General features: G+C 69.6%; 13 protein-coding genes. 2 read left to right on the top strand and 11 right to left on the bottom strand.

Annotated elements, in window-relative coordinates; all coding sequences use genetic code 11:
- Positions 1–4 precede the first annotated feature (4 nt).
- Genes HDC36_RS21860 through HDC36_RS21850 form a run of 3 tightly spaced genes read right to left on the bottom strand, consistent with a single transcriptional unit; the run spans position 5 to position 3,781 of the window.
- Positions 5–409, bottom strand: a complete 405-nt coding sequence (locus HDC36_RS21860) for a biopolymer transporter ExbD (RefSeq protein WP_179570972.1) — start codon at positions 407–409, stop codon at positions 5–7.
- Positions 410–413: 4 nt separating this feature from the next.
- The gene (locus tag HDC36_RS21855; protein WP_179570971.1) at positions 414–2,183 is read right to left on the bottom strand and encodes a DUF2341 domain-containing protein; all 1,770 of its coding nucleotides are present in this window, start codon (positions 2,181–2,183) and stop codon (positions 414–416) included.
- Positions 2,184–2,218: 35 nt separating this feature from the next.
- Entirely contained in the window at positions 2,219–3,781 is a 1,563-nt protein-coding gene (locus tag HDC36_RS21850) for a ShlB/FhaC/HecB family hemolysin secretion/activation protein (protein WP_255432863.1), read from the bottom strand.
- A 775-nt stretch (positions 3,782–4,556) separates the two neighbouring features.
- Here HDC36_RS21850 and HDC36_RS21845 point away from each other — a divergent pair.
- Both HDC36_RS21845 and HDC36_RS21840 read left to right on the top strand, forming a co-directional pair.
- A complete protein-coding gene (locus tag HDC36_RS21845; RefSeq protein ID WP_343204368.1) occupies positions 4,557–4,940 on the top strand; it encodes a hypothetical protein in 384 nt (127 codons plus the stop codon).
- Positions 4,937–5,941: a hypothetical protein gene (locus HDC36_RS21840; protein ID WP_255432862.1), complete on the top strand. Its 1,005-nt coding sequence runs from the start codon at positions 4,937–4,939 to the stop codon at positions 5,939–5,941. Before HDC36_RS21845 ends, HDC36_RS21840 begins: the two co-directional genes overlap by 4 nt.
- Before the next feature lie 58 nt (positions 5,942–5,999).
- Here HDC36_RS21840 and HDC36_RS21835 read toward each other — a convergent pair whose 3' ends face one another.
- The 8 genes from HDC36_RS21835 to HDC36_RS21800 all read right to left on the bottom strand — a co-directional run bounded on the left by HDC36_RS21835 (position 6,000) and on the right by HDC36_RS21800 (position 14,818).
- Positions 6,000–7,298, bottom strand: a complete 1,299-nt coding sequence (locus HDC36_RS21835) for a DUF58 domain-containing protein (protein ID WP_179570970.1) — start codon at positions 7,296–7,298, stop codon at positions 6,000–6,002.
- A 163-nt stretch (positions 7,299–7,461) separates the two neighbouring features.
- Positions 7,462–8,454, bottom strand: coding sequence for a MoxR family ATPase (locus tag HDC36_RS21830; RefSeq protein WP_179570969.1), 993 nt, complete (start codon positions 8,452–8,454; stop codon positions 7,462–7,464).
- Positions 8,451–9,638: a DUF4350 domain-containing protein gene (locus tag HDC36_RS21825; RefSeq protein WP_179570968.1), complete on the bottom strand. Its 1,188-nt coding sequence runs from the start codon at positions 9,636–9,638 to the stop codon at positions 8,451–8,453. Before HDC36_RS21825 ends, HDC36_RS21830 begins: the two co-directional genes overlap by 4 nt.
- Positions 9,635–11,332, bottom strand: a complete 1,698-nt coding sequence (locus tag HDC36_RS21820; protein WP_179570967.1) for a DUF4129 domain-containing protein — start codon at positions 11,330–11,332, stop codon at positions 9,635–9,637. Before HDC36_RS21820 ends, HDC36_RS21825 begins: the two co-directional genes overlap by 4 nt.
- The gene (locus tag HDC36_RS21815; RefSeq protein ID WP_179570966.1) at positions 11,322–12,347 is read right to left on the bottom strand and encodes a stage II sporulation protein M; all 1,026 of its coding nucleotides are present in this window, start codon (positions 12,345–12,347) and stop codon (positions 11,322–11,324) included. The genes HDC36_RS21820 and HDC36_RS21815 overlap by 11 nt, the downstream gene beginning before the upstream one ends.
- Positions 12,344–13,021 (bottom strand): RDD family protein, encoded by a 678-nt coding sequence (locus tag HDC36_RS21810; RefSeq protein WP_179570965.1) that lies wholly within the window; start codon positions 13,019–13,021, stop codon positions 12,344–12,346. The genes HDC36_RS21815 and HDC36_RS21810 overlap by 4 nt, the downstream gene beginning before the upstream one ends.
- Before the next feature lie 232 nt (positions 13,022–13,253).
- A complete protein-coding gene (locus HDC36_RS21805) occupies positions 13,254–14,174 on the bottom strand; it encodes a DUF2167 domain-containing protein (protein ID WP_179570964.1) in 921 nt (306 codons plus the stop codon).
- Positions 14,175–14,257: 83 nt separating this feature from the next.
- Positions 14,258–14,818: an alpha/beta hydrolase gene (locus HDC36_RS21800; protein ID WP_179570963.1), complete on the bottom strand. Its 561-nt coding sequence runs from the start codon at positions 14,816–14,818 to the stop codon at positions 14,258–14,260.
- Positions 14,819–14,895 lie beyond the last annotated feature (77 nt).

Genomic DNA, 14,895 nt, shown 5'->3' with positions numbered 1-14,895 from the left:
CCACTCAGCCGGCCGCCGGGCGTTGCGTGGCCAGGCCGATCGAGGCGATGCCGAGCCGGCTGCACAGGTCCAGCACCGCCATCACCTTCTCGTACTGCACGGTGCGATCGCCGCGCAGCATCACCGGCAATTTGGCATCGCTGGCCAGCGCGTTGCGCAGTTGCTGTTCCAGTTCGCTCATGCTCACCGGCACCGCGTCCAGGCTGACCTGGCCGTTGTTGTCGATCGCGATGACCTTGGTCTTGGGTTCGGACAGCGGCTTGGCCGCGCTGGCCTTGGGCAATTCCACCTTGATGCCCTGCACCGCGGCGGTGGTCATGATGATGAAGATCACCAGCAGCACGTACGCCAGGTCCAGCATCGGCGTGATGTTGATGTCGTCGTAGGGCTTCTTGCCTTGGACCTTCATCGGCTCAGCCTCCGCCCGCGCGGACCGGCGCGTCGCCGGCATAGTCTTCGGCGATGCGCTTTTCCAGCTCGTCGACGAACACCTGCATGTCCGCCGAGACCGCTTCGGCCTGGCTGAGCAGGTAGTTGTAGCCGAACAGCGCCGGGATCGCGACGGCCAGGCCGGCCACCGTGGCCAGCAGCGCGGCGGCGATGCCGGGCGCGATCGCGTTGATGTTGACGTCGCCGGCCGCGGCCACCGCGGCGAAGGTGATCATGACCCCGACCACGGTGCCGAGCAGGCCCAGGAACGGGCCGCCGGAGATGGCGATGGTCAGCAGCACCATGCTCTTGTGGATGCGCTGGCCTTCGCGCACCGCGGCCGCGTCCAGCGCCGAGCGGATCGCGGCGATCGACTGCGGACGCACGACATTGGTGCCGCTGGCCTGCAGGCGTTCGCGCAGTTCCTGCTGGCCGACCTGCAGCAGCCGCGCCAGATTGGAGCGCACGCCGGCGCTCGTGCCGAGCTGCTGCCAGTGCGGCGCGTGCAGCGGATGCGCGGCCACCTGCTGGCGGTACGCCGTGAGGAAGCGCGCGTTGGCGCCGGCGGTGGCGTTGAGGTACAGGCCCTTGCGCACCATCACCCACCAGCTGATCAGCGCCATCACCCCCAGGATCCCGATCACCGCCCACGCATCCGGGGTCAGCGCGGCGATCAGGATGCCGAAGTAGTTGTGGCCAGCATCGCCGGAATGCTGTTCGACCGGATCGAAGCGCAGCAGCCGCGCGTCCACGCCCTGGCTGCGCGCCGCAGCTTCGATCGCGCCGATCGCGCGCGCGTTCTTGGCGATTTCGACCTCGTCGAGCAGGCCGATGAAGTTCGGCCGCGCCGCGCCGGGTTCGCCGCCGAGCAGCAGGCCGCCACTGCTGGCCGGCAAGGCCACTGCGGTCTCGCCGGCGGGCTGGCCGTTGACGAACAGGGTCGCGGTCTTGCCGTCGCTGCGCAGCGCCACATGCGCCCAGGCATCGGCCGGCAGCGCGGTGGTGGCGGCGATCTGCGCGGTCGCGCCGAACTCGGCGAGCACGCGGCCTTCGTCCAGGCGCAGGGTGAGCACGCCGGGCAGCGCCAGCAGCACGCCCGAGGCATTCGCGCTGGCCGGCTTTGCCCACAGCGACAGCGTCGCCGGCTGAGCCGCCGGCCAGGTCAACGAGGCCGAGGTGGGGATCGTCACCGGCGCGCGGCCGTCCAGGCGCAGGCCGGCGCCGATCAGCGCGGTGTCGGCCAGGGCCGGCGCGGAGGCGGCGTTGTTGGCGTAGGCGGTGCTGTCGGCGCCGGCGGCTTGCGCGCTGGCGAAGTGATAGACCGCGACGGTGTCGGCGTCGTAGCTGCCCTTGGCGTCGCTGCCGCCGCTGGCCTCGGGGTTGCCGAAATAGACGTACAGCGGCGTGCTCGCGTTGGCCGGCAGGTCGGGCAGATCGACCCAGGCCAGCGCCACCTGGTCGACCAGGCCGTCGTATTTCTCGAAGTGGTACTTCAGCGGCGTGCGGTCGTCGCCGGCGACGAAACGCACGTCGCTGCCGTCGGCCTTGGCATCGGCGAAATTGAAGTTGCCCGCATGCAGGCGCACCAGCACCTGGGTGCGCCCGGACGGCTGGCTCAGCGCCGCACCGGTGGACGTGGTGTCCAGGGTGAGCTTGGCCCGATAGTTCCATTTGCCGTCCCACCATGTCGCGGCCATCGCCGGCAACGCGAGCAACAACAACCCCAGCAGCACGAACATACGCAGTCTGATCACGATCTACCCCAATTGATGTTTGAACGACGCCGGCGTCAGAACTCGCTCCACAGCCGGAACAGCACGTTGATGTCTTTCTGCTTGTGCCCGCTGGGACTGGACAGCGGCGCAGCCACTTCCAGCGCACCGTTGAGATGCGCGAACGCCTTGAAGGCCGCACCCAGTCCGGTCGACACCAGGGTTTCGCTGACCGACTGCTCGGGCAGCGGGTCGTGGATGCGCGCATAGCCGGCGTCCACGAACGCGTGCACGCGCGCTTCCTGCACCATGCGCCCGGCCGCGGAGGCGAACGAGGGACTGCGCAGTTCGAACTGGCCGGCGGCGCCGTAATCGCCCAGCGCCTGGCTTTCGCTGTAGCCGCGCACGCTGTCCATGCCGCCGATGCTGAATTGCTCGTTGCTGATCAGCGGCTCCGACGCCAGCTGGGTCTGCAGCCGCGCATACCACTGGTAGTCGCCGCCGAAGCTGCGCGTGCGCGAGGCATCGGTGCGCAGGTGGAAGAAGTTGGAGCGCGCCTTGTAGCGCTTGATGTCGAAGCGCGCGCTGTCGTCGCCGACGCCGCGCACGTTCATCGTCGCGGTCAGCTCCAGCGTGTCGGTGCCGCGCGGCTGGCTCCAGCTGGCGTTGTAGGCGGCGCTGAGCGGCAGGTAGCGGATCGGCGCGGAGCTGCGGTCACCGCCGAACAGGGTGTCTTCCTTGAAGTCCTTGTAGTCGGCGCCGATGCTCAGGCTGTGGAAGAAGCCTGCCTCGGCCGGCAGCGCACGGATCAGGCGCAGGCCGGACAGGCTGCCGTTGCCGATCACGTTGAAGCCGCCGATCGCGGCGACCTCGCTGTCGCTGCGCACCGTGTAGCCGAGCAGCGACCACGGCGATGCGCCGAAGCGCGCCAGGTACGAGGCGGAAAAGACCCGTGCATCGGACGGCCGCTGCGGCGCGGTCTGCGCCGAGAAGGTCAGGCTGTGGCCGCGTTGCCACAGATTGTCGTAGCGCACCGAACCGCTCAGCCGCAGTTCCGAGGTGTTGGCGCTGTTGCGGTTGTTGAGTTCCAGGCTGCCGTGCAGCGGCAGCGTGTCCTCCACGTTCAAGTCCACGTCCACCGTGTTCGGCTGCGCGCCGGGCTTGACGTCGGGGGTGACGCGGCGGTCCGGCCACTGGTTCAGCGCGACGATGTCGCGCTGCACGGCGTTGAAGTCGGGCACGATGCCTTCCTGCAGCGACGGCGCGCCGCCGGCGATGGCATCGGGAGAAAAATAGTCCGCGCCATTCACCCGCAGCCGGCCGATGCGCTGCTCGCTGACCTGCAAGGTGACCAGGCCGTTGCCCGCATCCTGCTCGGGAATGCTCACCGCCACCGTGGCCAGGCCCTTGCCCGCGTACAGCGTCTGCAACGCGGCGCGCGCCGCTTCCACATCGGCCTCGCTGCGCTGCGGGCCGAGGAACGGGTACACCGCGCGCTCGATCTCCGTTGCGCTCAATTCGCTGTTGCCGACCACCTGGTAGGCCATCACGTCGAAACGCGCGGTCGGCGCGTCTGCGGCGAAGGCGCACGGCACGCCGCACACGGCCATGCCGAGCGCTGCGAAGATTCGCAACTCCATCTGAAAATATCCCCTGACGTCGGCGCGCGGCGCGATGCCGCCTAGGAAGACCGCCTCAATGCGGCGAGGACCATAGGAGCGCTAAATGACTATCCGCGAACGCTTTTATGACGGCGTGTGTAAGGTGTTTGCCATAGATGGCGGAAAAATGCCGAAGTCTGAAATATGAATTCGCAGTGCATCAACATAATCCGCGGCCAGCGCCAGGCTGCGTATGGCGACGGGCAGTGATTACCGCGCGGTGACTCGATCAGGCGGGCACGCAGCAGCGCAGCGGCGCCGGTGCGACTTGTCTACGAGATCGTCCGCGCCGCGGCCATGCGACGACAGGAATCGGTCGCGCTTAAATGCGAGGTAACGTTCACCAGCGCAGCCCGGATGCTTCCTGCCGGTGGCGGTCAGCCCCCACGGTATCGTCCTGGTGCTGCGCCAGGCACGACACGACAGGCGCGGCGTCGACCACATTGTCGAATACGACAGACCGCTTTTGCCGGCCATCCGCCGCCGCCCACTCGGTCAGTCTTGGCGAGCACTGGTTTTCTCGTTTCTTCGCGGCCACCCAGCCTGTGGTTGGCGATGTTCGACCACGGCGCGATCGCTGGCGACCGGGGCATGTCGATTGCGGCAGCCGATCCATGTAGACATTTCACCGCTGCGGGCTGCATCGGATATGGCCGTTACGCGGTGCTTCCTGCGTATCGACCGTACAGCGTTGACACCCCCGCCACGGATATCGATGATCTGACGGGGTGAAGCGCTGACTGGGGAGTCGAGCGTGCTGCCATACCGCCTTCGGGAATTGCGCAATCTCATCGCTGCCGCAATGGCGCTGTCTTGCGTGGGCTGCGCGATGGTGACGGTCTCCTCCGGCGCCGACCAGGTGGTCGTCAGCGGCATGTTCGGAGCGCGCATCAAGACATTGGGCATGGCGCCGGTGGCGATCAGATCCCAGGGCCTGGGCGTGTCGCAGACCGCGCATGCGTTCAGTGCGGGCTGGTACTCGGAGGTGGGCGTCTATGCGCCTGCGGATATGGACGAATGTCGTGTCGTGCTGCTTTCCACTACCGAGCAGGAGGCGCGGCGCCTGGTCGACATCCTGCATGCCGGCGGTACCGATGTTTCGCAGATCTGCATCGACCAACAAGGAGTGTCGCGATGAAAGCATGTCCGAGTCTGTGTGTGGCGCTGTGCGGCCTGCTGCTGGCTGGCTGCGCGCATCTGGAGCAGGCGCCGCTGGTGTATGCGTCGAAGACGTCGTTCGGCGTGGATATCTCCAGCGCGTCGACCGAAAATCCAGGGCTTTCGGTGAACCTGGGCTACAAGCAGGTGGATGCCGCCTACGTTCCGGTCGCGGTCGCCCGTGCTTGCCGCGAACCATATGCCAGCGGCGCCAGTGTTCAGCCCTGCACCGGCCCGCAGTACCAAATGCAGCTGATCACCGGCAGCGCAAGGGTGGGGCAGGCCGGGCCGGAGGGATTGAGCGAGGAAGCCAGGATCGAGGAGGCCGGCAAGGCCTACCTGAGCTATACCAAGGCGCTCGAAGGCGAAGCCCGCGCGAAGGAACTCCTGGACGTCGCCGAACTGCAGCTCGGGCAACTGCGCGACCGCCATGCGACGTTGAGCGACCAGAAGAAGCAATACGAGCAATACGCGGCGGAGCTGAAATCGCTCGGCGACCTGAGTGCGCAGGCGGGCCAAACCGACCTGGGCATATCCGACGAGAGCGCAAGGAAGAAGGACGCCGCCGAGAAGAACGCAGCCAAGTACAAGCTGGACGAAGAGCAGCTCGCTTTTCTGAACAACTACGAGAGGGCCGAAAAAGCGGCGCGGGACGCGGCCAGTGTCGCGCGCTCGGAATATGCCACTCGGCAGAACCAGGTGCAGTTGGAAGCGCTCAAGCTCAAATCGGCGAATTCGAAGGTCGCGCAAAGCAACCTCGGCGACTCCTACTCCGTTTTCGGCAGTTTCGACGGGTCGAGCGCGACGGAGAGTACGGGCAAGGCGTCGATCGGTTTGGGCAAGATGTTTTCGACCGGCGTCGCTGCGCAGAGGCTGGCAAGTGGCATATCCACGATGGCTTGCTACGACCTGATCAAGAACAAGCTGTCTTCGGCCGTTTCGCCAGCGGACTTGGAGAAGCTCCTGCAGCGGTGCGAGTGAGCGCAGCAGGCGCGGTTGCGCTGCAACGCTTGGCGATACGATTGCGGCGGCCGCCGCGCTACAGCAACCCGTCGCGCTTGACCGCGAGATAGCGTTCCACCAGCGCGCCCGGCAGCTCCTCGCCGGTGACGTCGAGCACCATCACGCCGTGGCTGCGCAGCGCGTCGTGGGCGTCGCCGCGTTGTTGCAGGTAGCGCGCCACCGCGCCGGCCTGCACCGCCTGCTGCAGGTCGTGCACGTCCTGGCGCAGCGCCTGGTCCAGCGCGTGCTCGCGCAGGCTGGCCACGCACACCAGGTGCCGGCGCTGCAGCAGCCGCACCGCGGCGAGCAGGTCTTCGATGTCTTCGTCGCGCACGTTGCTGATCAGCATCACCAGCGAACGGCGGCGCTGGCGCAGCGACAGTTCGGTCGCCGCGGCCAGGTAATCGGTGGCCACCGCCTGCGGCTGCAGGTCGTAGCTGGCGCGCAGCAGCGCATCGACCGTGCCCATGCCGCGCTGCGGCGCGACCCAGCGCGCGTCGCCGCCGCTGGCCATCAGCCCCACCGCATCGCCCTGGCGCAGCGCCAGGTACGACACCACCAGCGCGGCATTGAGCACGTTGTCGAAATGCGCCAGGCCGCTCTCGCTGGCCATCATCCGCCGGCCGGTGTCGATCAGCATCAGCAGCTGCTGGTTCTTCTCGTCCTGGTACTCGCGCGAGATCAGCTTGCGCGCGCGCGAGGTGGCCTTCCAGTCGATCTGGCGCAGGCTGTCGCCGACGCGGTACTCGCGCATCTGGTGGAAGTCGGTGCCTTCGCCGCGGCGCCGTTTCAGGTGCGCGCCGACCAGCCGCGACGCCTGTTCGGCGCTGAACAGGGCGAAGCGGGTCAGCGGCGCGAAGTTCGGATACACGCGCACCGTCTGCGCCGCGCCGGCCACGCGCCGCTGCCGCCACAGGCGCCAGGCCGAATGCAGGCGCAGATGGGTGCCGGGAAATTCGAAGCGGCCGCGCGCGGTCGGACGCAGCCGGTAGGTGAGATGGGTCTCGCTGGCCGCGTGCAGGGTCACCCGCCGCGGCAGGCCCTGCATCCACCAGCCGCTGGGCACCAGATCGAACACATCCAGCGTCTGCCGCTGCGCGCTGTCGAGGCGCAGCCCGGCCTCGCGCTCCACGCCCAGCGGCAAGGCCTCGGGCAATTCGCGGCGCACCTGCGGGGTAGGGCTGCGCCACAGCCGCCACGCATCGACCGCCGCGACCACGCCGATCGCCGCGCCCAGCGCCTGCCACGGCCACAGCGCGACGACCTGCAGCGCCGAGGCCAGGCCGCACAGCGCCCATAGGCCGAGCAGGGCTAGCAGTGGCGGGGCGGGTCTCATGGGTTGAGGGCCGGGATTCGGAATTGGGGATTGGGGATTCGCAACAGCGCGGCGCGCGCGCTCAAGGCCGCACCGGTCGCCGTCCGGATGCGAGCGGGGAATGCCGGCATCGCCGCGGATGCGGGCTTTTGCGAATCCCCAATCCCCACTCCCGAATCCCGGCTCATTTGCGCGGCGCCTCCACCTTCGCCAGCAGCGCGCCCAGCGCGTCGTCGGCGCTCTGGCCTTCGATCTGCAGTTCCGGGGCCAGCGCGATGCGGTGACGCAGCGCCGGCTTGGCGATGTCGCGGATGTCGTCGGGGGTGACGAAGTCGCGCCCGGACAGCACCGCCTGCGCGCGCGCGGCGCGGATCAGCGCGATGCTGCCGCGCGGGCCGGCGCCGAGCGCGATGCCCGGCCAGCTGCGGGTGGCGGCGACGATGCGCACCGCGTAGTCGATCACCTGCGGGTCCACCACGATCGCGGCGGTGCCCAACTGCATCGCCACTACGTCTTCGGCGCTGAGCACGCGCGGCACCTGCGTCAGGTCGAAGTCGCCGGCGCTGCGCCCGGTGGTGACCGCTTCCACCATGCGCTTCTCGTCTTCGAGCTGCGGATAGTCGATCAGGATCTTCAGCAGGAAGCGGTCCAGCTGCGCTTCCGGCAGCGGATAGGTGCCTTCCTGCTCGACCGGGTTCTGCGTGGCCAGGGCCAGGAACGGCGGCGCCAGCGGAAACGATTTTCCCTCGATGGTGACCTGGCCTTCCTGCATCACTTCCAGCAGCGCCGACTGGGTCTTGGCCGGGGCGCGGTTGATCTCGTCGGCCAGCAGCAGGTGGGTGAACACCGGGCCGCGGCGGATCTTGAAGCTCTCGGTCTTGGGGTCGTACACGGCATGGCCGCTGACGTCGCTGGGCATCAGGTCGGGGGTGAACTGCACGCGCGCGTAGTTCAGTTCCAGCGCCTGCGCCAGCGCGCGCACCAGCAGGGTCTTGCCCAGTCCGGGCACGCCTTCGATCAGCACGTGGCCGCCGGCCAGCAGCGCGATCAGGATCTGCTCGAGCACCTCCGGCTGGCCGATGAAGGCCTGGCCGACCGCGTCGCGGATCGCCTCGACGCGTTCGATCAGGGCGGGGCCGGTGAGGGGGGCGACGGATTCGGCGGGGGCGGTGGTCATAACTGGTTTCTCATCTGGACGAGGAGGCGAATGCGATCGCGGAAGGCGGCGTGTTGCTTGGGCGCTGGCGCCTGCAGCGCCTGTTCGACCTGCGCCGGCGACAGGTTCAGGCGTTCGGCGATGGCCGCGGCCTGGGCGGGACCCTGCAGCGCCGCGGCGAGCGGCGCGCGGCGTCGCAGCCGGGTCAGGAATGCCTGGCGCATCGCGGCGTACAGCAGCGCGGACTTGCCGTAACGGAACAGGTGCTCGCCGCTGGCGCGCACGTGCTCCAGCAGCGAGCGGCGGTCGCCGGCCGGCGAGGCGCGCAGCGGGCCGAAGCGCTGCATGCGCGACCACAGCCAGGCCAGCAGCATCAGCAGCGCCGGCAGCCAGGCCGGCCAGCCGCGGGTGAACAGCGTGCGCCACAGCGACGGCAGTTCGGCGGAGTAGATCAGGTAGATGGTGCCGTGGCCGTAGTTGGGCGCCAGGATCTGCCGCGCCAGCAGGCGATGCGGCACGTCGCGCAGGCCGCCGTTGGGCGGGGCGGGCGGCGCCTCGAGCGCGTCGTCGCCCAGGCGGCTGCCGCCGTTGCTGCCGTTCTGCAGGAAATCCATTTCCGCCAGCAGGTCCACGTAGCCGTCGCCGTACGGCAGGCGCGCGTAGGCGTAGTCCTCGTCGCTGCCCCACAGGTTGCTCGCCGCGTCATAGTCGACCTGGAAACGCCGGCCGTTGCAGAACTCGCTGTGTTCGGGCTGCCCGGGAATGGCCAGTTTCAGGCAATGGTGCGGCTTGCCCTTCTCCAGCGCGACATCGAGCGCGTCGAAGATCGGCAACTTGGCCGTGTCGTCGTCCTCGTCGGCCGCCGGCGTGCGCAGGATCAGGTGGCCGCCGCGCTCGACCCAGGCCAGCAGCGCATCGCTGTCGGGCTTGCTCAGCGCGCGCGGGTCGCCGAACAGCAGCACGCTGTCGTGCGGCTGCAGGCGCATCGCCGCCAGGTCCAGGCGCTGCCGCGATTCGGCGCGCGCGCCGTCGGCGCGCAGGGTCTGGCGCAACGCATACAGCGGGTTGTACGCGGCCTCGCCGCGCGGCGGCAACGCCAGCTCGCGTTCGGCGCGTTCGTAGCGGCCCAGGAACCAGGCCGCCAGCACGCTGGTCACCAGCAGCCCGAGCAGGAAGATCAGCGCATTGCGGGTGCCGCTGTTCATGCGCGCCACCGGTACTGTTGCTGCAGGTCGTCGAGCAAGCCGGCGAAGGCGTCGTCGTCGGGCAGGCGCCCGGCGTAGGCGGCGTATTGCCAGGTGCGCACCATGCGCGCGAACAGGCTGCGGTCGGCTTCGTCCGGCAGGCGCCTGGAGGCGCGCAGGCATTGCGCCTCGGTGGCGCCCGGCGGCAGCACCAGGTTGGCGCGTTCGCACACGGTCGCCACGCTGGCGCGGTACAGCAGCGCCAGCGCGTCGCGCTGCCTGCCCTCGCGCCACAGGCGGCGCGCGAGGGTGGCGACGTCGTCCGGCAGCGGCTCGGCGGTCAGCACCGGCGCATGCGCCACCGGCGTCTCGACCGGGGCACGCCTGCGCACGCTGCCGCGCATCCACGGCAGCCAGTGCTTGGCGGTCAGCAGCAGCACCAGCACCAGCATGCCGGCCAGCAACCACATGCCCCATTCGCCGACGAACGCGAACACGGCCGCCACGCTCGCCAGCAAGCCCTTGCCGAAGCGCGGATCGAGCTTGGCGGGATCGGCTTTCTTCTCGTCGTCGTCGCTGCGGTCGCGCTTCTTCCAGTAGCCGATGCTGCGCTTGCCCGACAGCAGTGGATCTTCATAGGTGCGGTCTGCCGCGCGATCGAAGCGCGCGTCGGCGGCGGGAACGGTGTTGAAGATGTCGTCGAGCGCGGCCGGCTCGGCCGCGTCGTCGTCGTCGTCGGTGTCGTTGTCCTTCTCCGGATCTTTGATGTCGTACGGATCGCTTGCGGCATCGGCATCGGCATCGGCGTCGGCTTGCGACGGGGCGGTCGCTGGAGCGGGGGGCAGCGCGTGCGAGTCGGTCGCGACCGGGCCTTCGCTGCCCGGCGCTGCGCTTTGCGCGCGCAGCGCGGCGCCGGGTGCGCCGAGCAGGACCAGCGCCAGCAGCAGCGGCGCGGCGCCGCCCAGCCGATCGCGCAGCCGGCGCAGCGCCATTTCCACGTCCCAGGCTTCGATCTCGGTGCGGCGGTTGAGGTACAGGCCGAAGCCGGCGCCGACGAAGAACGGTTCGATCAGCGTCATCCCCAGCCAGCCGAAGGCATTCAGGCCGATGTCGGCCCAGGCCGGGTTCTCCTCGCCGACCAGCGCCCACGCCGCGCGCACCGTTTCCGGCAGCAGGTCCACCGGCACGAACATCAGGATCGCGGCAATGCAGGCCAGGCACAGCATCAGCTCGAAATGCCAGCACACGCTGGCCAGCAGCAGCGCGTGTCCGTACACCGCGCCGCCCAGCGTGCGGCGGCGCTGCCGCTGCTGCTCGGCGCTGGCGCCTTCGAGCAGCTCCAGCGGCATGAACACGGTGCGCGCCGGGCTCAGCCGGCGCCAGGTCAGGTAGCCGAACATCGGGCCCCAGCCCCAACGCAGTTGCGCGCGCAAGGTGTCGCGCACGCGCGGCACGTCGCCGAACACGCCGCGCGAGATCACGAACAGCGGGATCCGGTCCAGTACCGGTTTCAGCCACCACAGCAGCAATCCGGCGAGCCAGAGTTGGTCGATCGCCCAGGCACCGAGATTGAGCAGCGCGAACAGCGGCAGGGTGAACAGCAGCCACGGTTTCCAGATCGCGCCGGCATGGCGGCGCACCAGCGCGCTGCCCAGCTCCATCGCCTCCCAGGCCGAGCGCGCGCGCAGCACCACGTCCAGGCGTTCAATCCGCATCGCCGGCCTCCGCCACGCCGCGTCCGCCGCGCCACAGCCACAGCAGCACCAGCGTCCACAGCAGGCCGGACACGCCGTACTTCACCGCCGCCGGCAGCGAGCCGATCGAGGACCAGAACGCCTCGATGAAGGCGGCGACCAGCAGCATGAACGCCACGCCCAGGCACAGCTTGGCGCCGATGGTGCCGCCTTCGACCAACGCGTCGATGCGCCGGCGCCGGCCCGGCGCCAGCAGCTTCAGGCCCAGCTGCAGGCCGGCGCCGCCGGCGATCACGATCGCGGTCAGCTCGAACGGCGCATGCCCGGCGACGAAGCGCCAGAACGTCACGCCATACCCGATCTGGTGCAGATGCCCGGCCACCGCGCCGATGGTGACGCCGTTGAACAGCAGCACCAGCACCGTGCCGAGCCCGGCCAGCAGGCCGCTGGCGAAGGTGCGCAGGCCGATGCTGATGTTGTTCATGATGTAGGTGCCGAACATCTGCCAGTCGTCGCCGCTGTCGCGGCCGAGCTTGTGCACGGCGGTGGCCGGGTCGTACATCGCCTCCATCTGCGCGATCTGCATGGGATCCATCAAGCCGTGGATCAGTTCCGGCCGGTACTGCAGCAGCACGAAGATGGTGACCAGCGGCACCACGAACAGCGCGGTGGCCGCGGCCATGCAGCCGGCCTGGCTGCGCACCAGCTGCGGGAAATCGGCGAACAGGAACTCGGCCGCGCGCCGCCAGCGCGGCCGCGGCGGCCGGTACAGCTCGGTGTGGCCCTGCTGCATCAGCTGCTGCAGGCGCGCGGTGACCAGCGGGCTGTAGCCGCGCTTGCGTGCCAGCGCCAGCTGCTGGCAGAGGCGCCGGTAGCGGGCCGGCATGTCTTCGTCGGCCAGGCGCCATGCGTCCGCGGCGCTGTCGGGCGCGCTCGCGTCCGCGTTCGCGGGGCGCTTGCGTCCGCGCGTGTGCAGCCAGGTCTCGAAGGCCTCCCACTCGTGCTGGTGGCGGGCGATGAACTGCTCCTGCCTCATCGTCGCCCCAGCAGCCAGTTGGCCATCGCATACAGCCGCAGCACGCCGGCCTGGCCGGGCGTGTGCGTCAACGGCAGCGCCAGCGTGGCCAGTTCCAGCTGCCGCGCCGGCGCCAGCCGCGGCGCGCGCTCGGCGAAGGCGATCAACGCCGCCTGCTCGGCCGGCAGCAACACCAGTGGCGGCGGCGCGGCGCTGGCGATCGGCGGCAGTCCGGTCTCGTGGCGCGGCGGCTGGTGGATCACCAGGGTGCCGGCGACCATGTCGCCCAGGCGCCGCGCATGCACATCGAACAGGCAGGCGATCAGGCCGATGGCGTAGCCGAACGGCAGCATGTCCACGGTGCGCAGCAGGTTGCGGGTGATCGCCGCCATCCATCCGGCCGGCGCGCCGTCGCGCGAGACCACGCGCAGGCCCAGCGCCTTCTTGCCCAGGGTCTGCCCGAACCAGCCTTCGAGCACGATCGGATAGGCCCAGAACACCAGGAACATCGCCACCAGGTACAGGCCCTGGCCGAAGCCGCCGAGCGCACCGAGCAGCAGGCCCATCAGGGTCAGCACGCCGAAACGCACCGCCAGGTCGATCAGCCACGCCAGCGCGCGCGGCACCGCGCCGGCGGCCGGCAGATGCAACGGCACGCCTTCGGGCGTGATCACTTCACGGTAGGTATCGAGCATGCCGCTCACTGCCGGAGTGCGGCGTGGCGCGCATGCGTGCCTGCGATGTAGGGAGGCCGTCCTTCCGTCCGGCCGGCTGCCTGTGGCGGCATGCGTGATCTCGACTGCGTCCTGCTCCGAACCGCGACTTTAGCCGGCGCGGCGCCAATTGCCCAGCCGGGCGCCGTGGTCGGCGCCGGAAAGTCCTCACGCGATGACGACGACAACGCGGCAAGCGTGCCGCGCAGGCCGCTCAACGCACCGTGCCGCCGTCGCGCTTGCGCCCGGAGAACAGCTTGCCGATCCCGCCGACCAGCGCCATCAGCCCCAGCGCCACCAGCTTCCACGCCTTGGCCAGGATCAGGCCGAGCTTGGCGAACAGGCCGGCCTTGGCCGCCAGGCCGCCGCCGATCAGCGTGGCCAGCCCGTAGCTGGCGATCTTGTCGGTGGACGGGTTGTGGTCGGCGTAACGCGCGCCGCTGTCGAACTCGGCCATCGGCAGCAGTTGCTGCATGCCTGCACGGACCTGCGGCAGTTCGTCCATGCCGGCGATCGCGTTGAGGCTCAGGTAGCCGTGGCGGCCGAGCACGCGGATGTCGTAGTTGAGGGTGTGGCCTTCGTTGCCCTGGAACGCCAGTTCGCGGGCCCAGTACAGCTTCTTGGTCGCGGCGTCGTAGCGCGGCGGCACCGCCCAGCCCACCAGGTCCACGCTCTCGTAGCCGGCTTCCTTGCGCTGCGTGTTCTCCTCGCGGGTTTCCTTCTGCATGTCCGCGAGCATGTCTTGGTAGTCGATCTTGCTGGCGTCCTCGTCGGACACGTAGCCGTCGTCGGCATAGGCGACTACCACCGCCCAGCTTCCCTTCTCGTCCAGCGCAGGCTGGCGCGGCACGATCAGGCCCAGCACGGTGTCGTCCGGCGGGTTGCCCCAGTAAGTTTCCAGCACCTGCCGCGCATCGTCCTTGCCCAGGTAGCGGAAATCGTGGTTCAGGTCGAAATGCACCTTGGCCTGCGGCACCTCGATGTGCCCATCCTGGAAATGCAGCGAGGCGACGAACTGCTCGGCGGTCATGCCGTCCTCGCCGTGCGCTTCCTCGGCCATGGCCGATCCGGCGCTGGCGCCCAGCGCAAGCAGGAAAGCGGCCAGCAGGCCGCGCAGCGGAAGTGTCTTGGTCATCGCGAATCCATTCGGTGGCGTCCCCACGCCAGAGGCGCGCAGTGTCGCGCAAAGCGCCACGCCGCGCCAGTCGTCCGCGCCGATCAGGCGCGCGCTGCGGGCGCGTGGCCGATGCCGGCGTCGAAGGCGGCCAGCAGCTGCGCGCCGGCGGGCCACTCGCCCAGGCCGCTGGCCGCATTGAGATGTCCCAGGCCGTCGAGTTCGACCAGTCCGCTGCCCCAGTCGCGTGCGCGGCGGCGGCTGTAGGGCGGTGTCGCATACGGATCGTCGCTGCTGGCCACGATCAGGCTGCGGAACGGCAGCGGCGCCGTCGGCACCGGGACGAAGCTGGCGGCCTGCGCATGCGGAAACGCCGCGCTGTCCGGATCGGGGACTGCGACCAGCAAGGCGCCGCGCGGCAACCGTTGCGCGCGCGCCGCCCAGTGCGCGACCAGCAGGCAGCCCAGGCTGTGCGCGACCAGCAGCGGCGGCGTGGCGCAGTCCTGCACGCAACGGTCGAGCGCGTGCAGCCAGTCGCGCAGCTGCGGTTGCGCGAATGAACTGGGCTGCAGCCGCCGCATGTGCGCGTTGCGCCGTTGCCAATGCGTTTGCCAGTGCTCCGGCCCTGAGTCGCCGATGCCCGGCACGATCACCACCGCTTGCATGCGCTACGCTCCGTTCGAGAGAGCGGCTAGTGTCGCGATGCGTGCGTCGCCGCGCCATGGCGATTCATCGCCGTACG

Origin of the sequence: Xanthomonas sp. JAI131 (assembly GCF_013410075.1) — a bacterium.
GTDB lineage: Bacteria > Pseudomonadota > Gammaproteobacteria > Xanthomonadales > Xanthomonadaceae > Xanthomonas_A > Xanthomonas_A bonasiae.
Note: the sequence above shows the minus strand (reverse complement) of the source record. Positions and strands in the feature narration are given on the sequence as shown.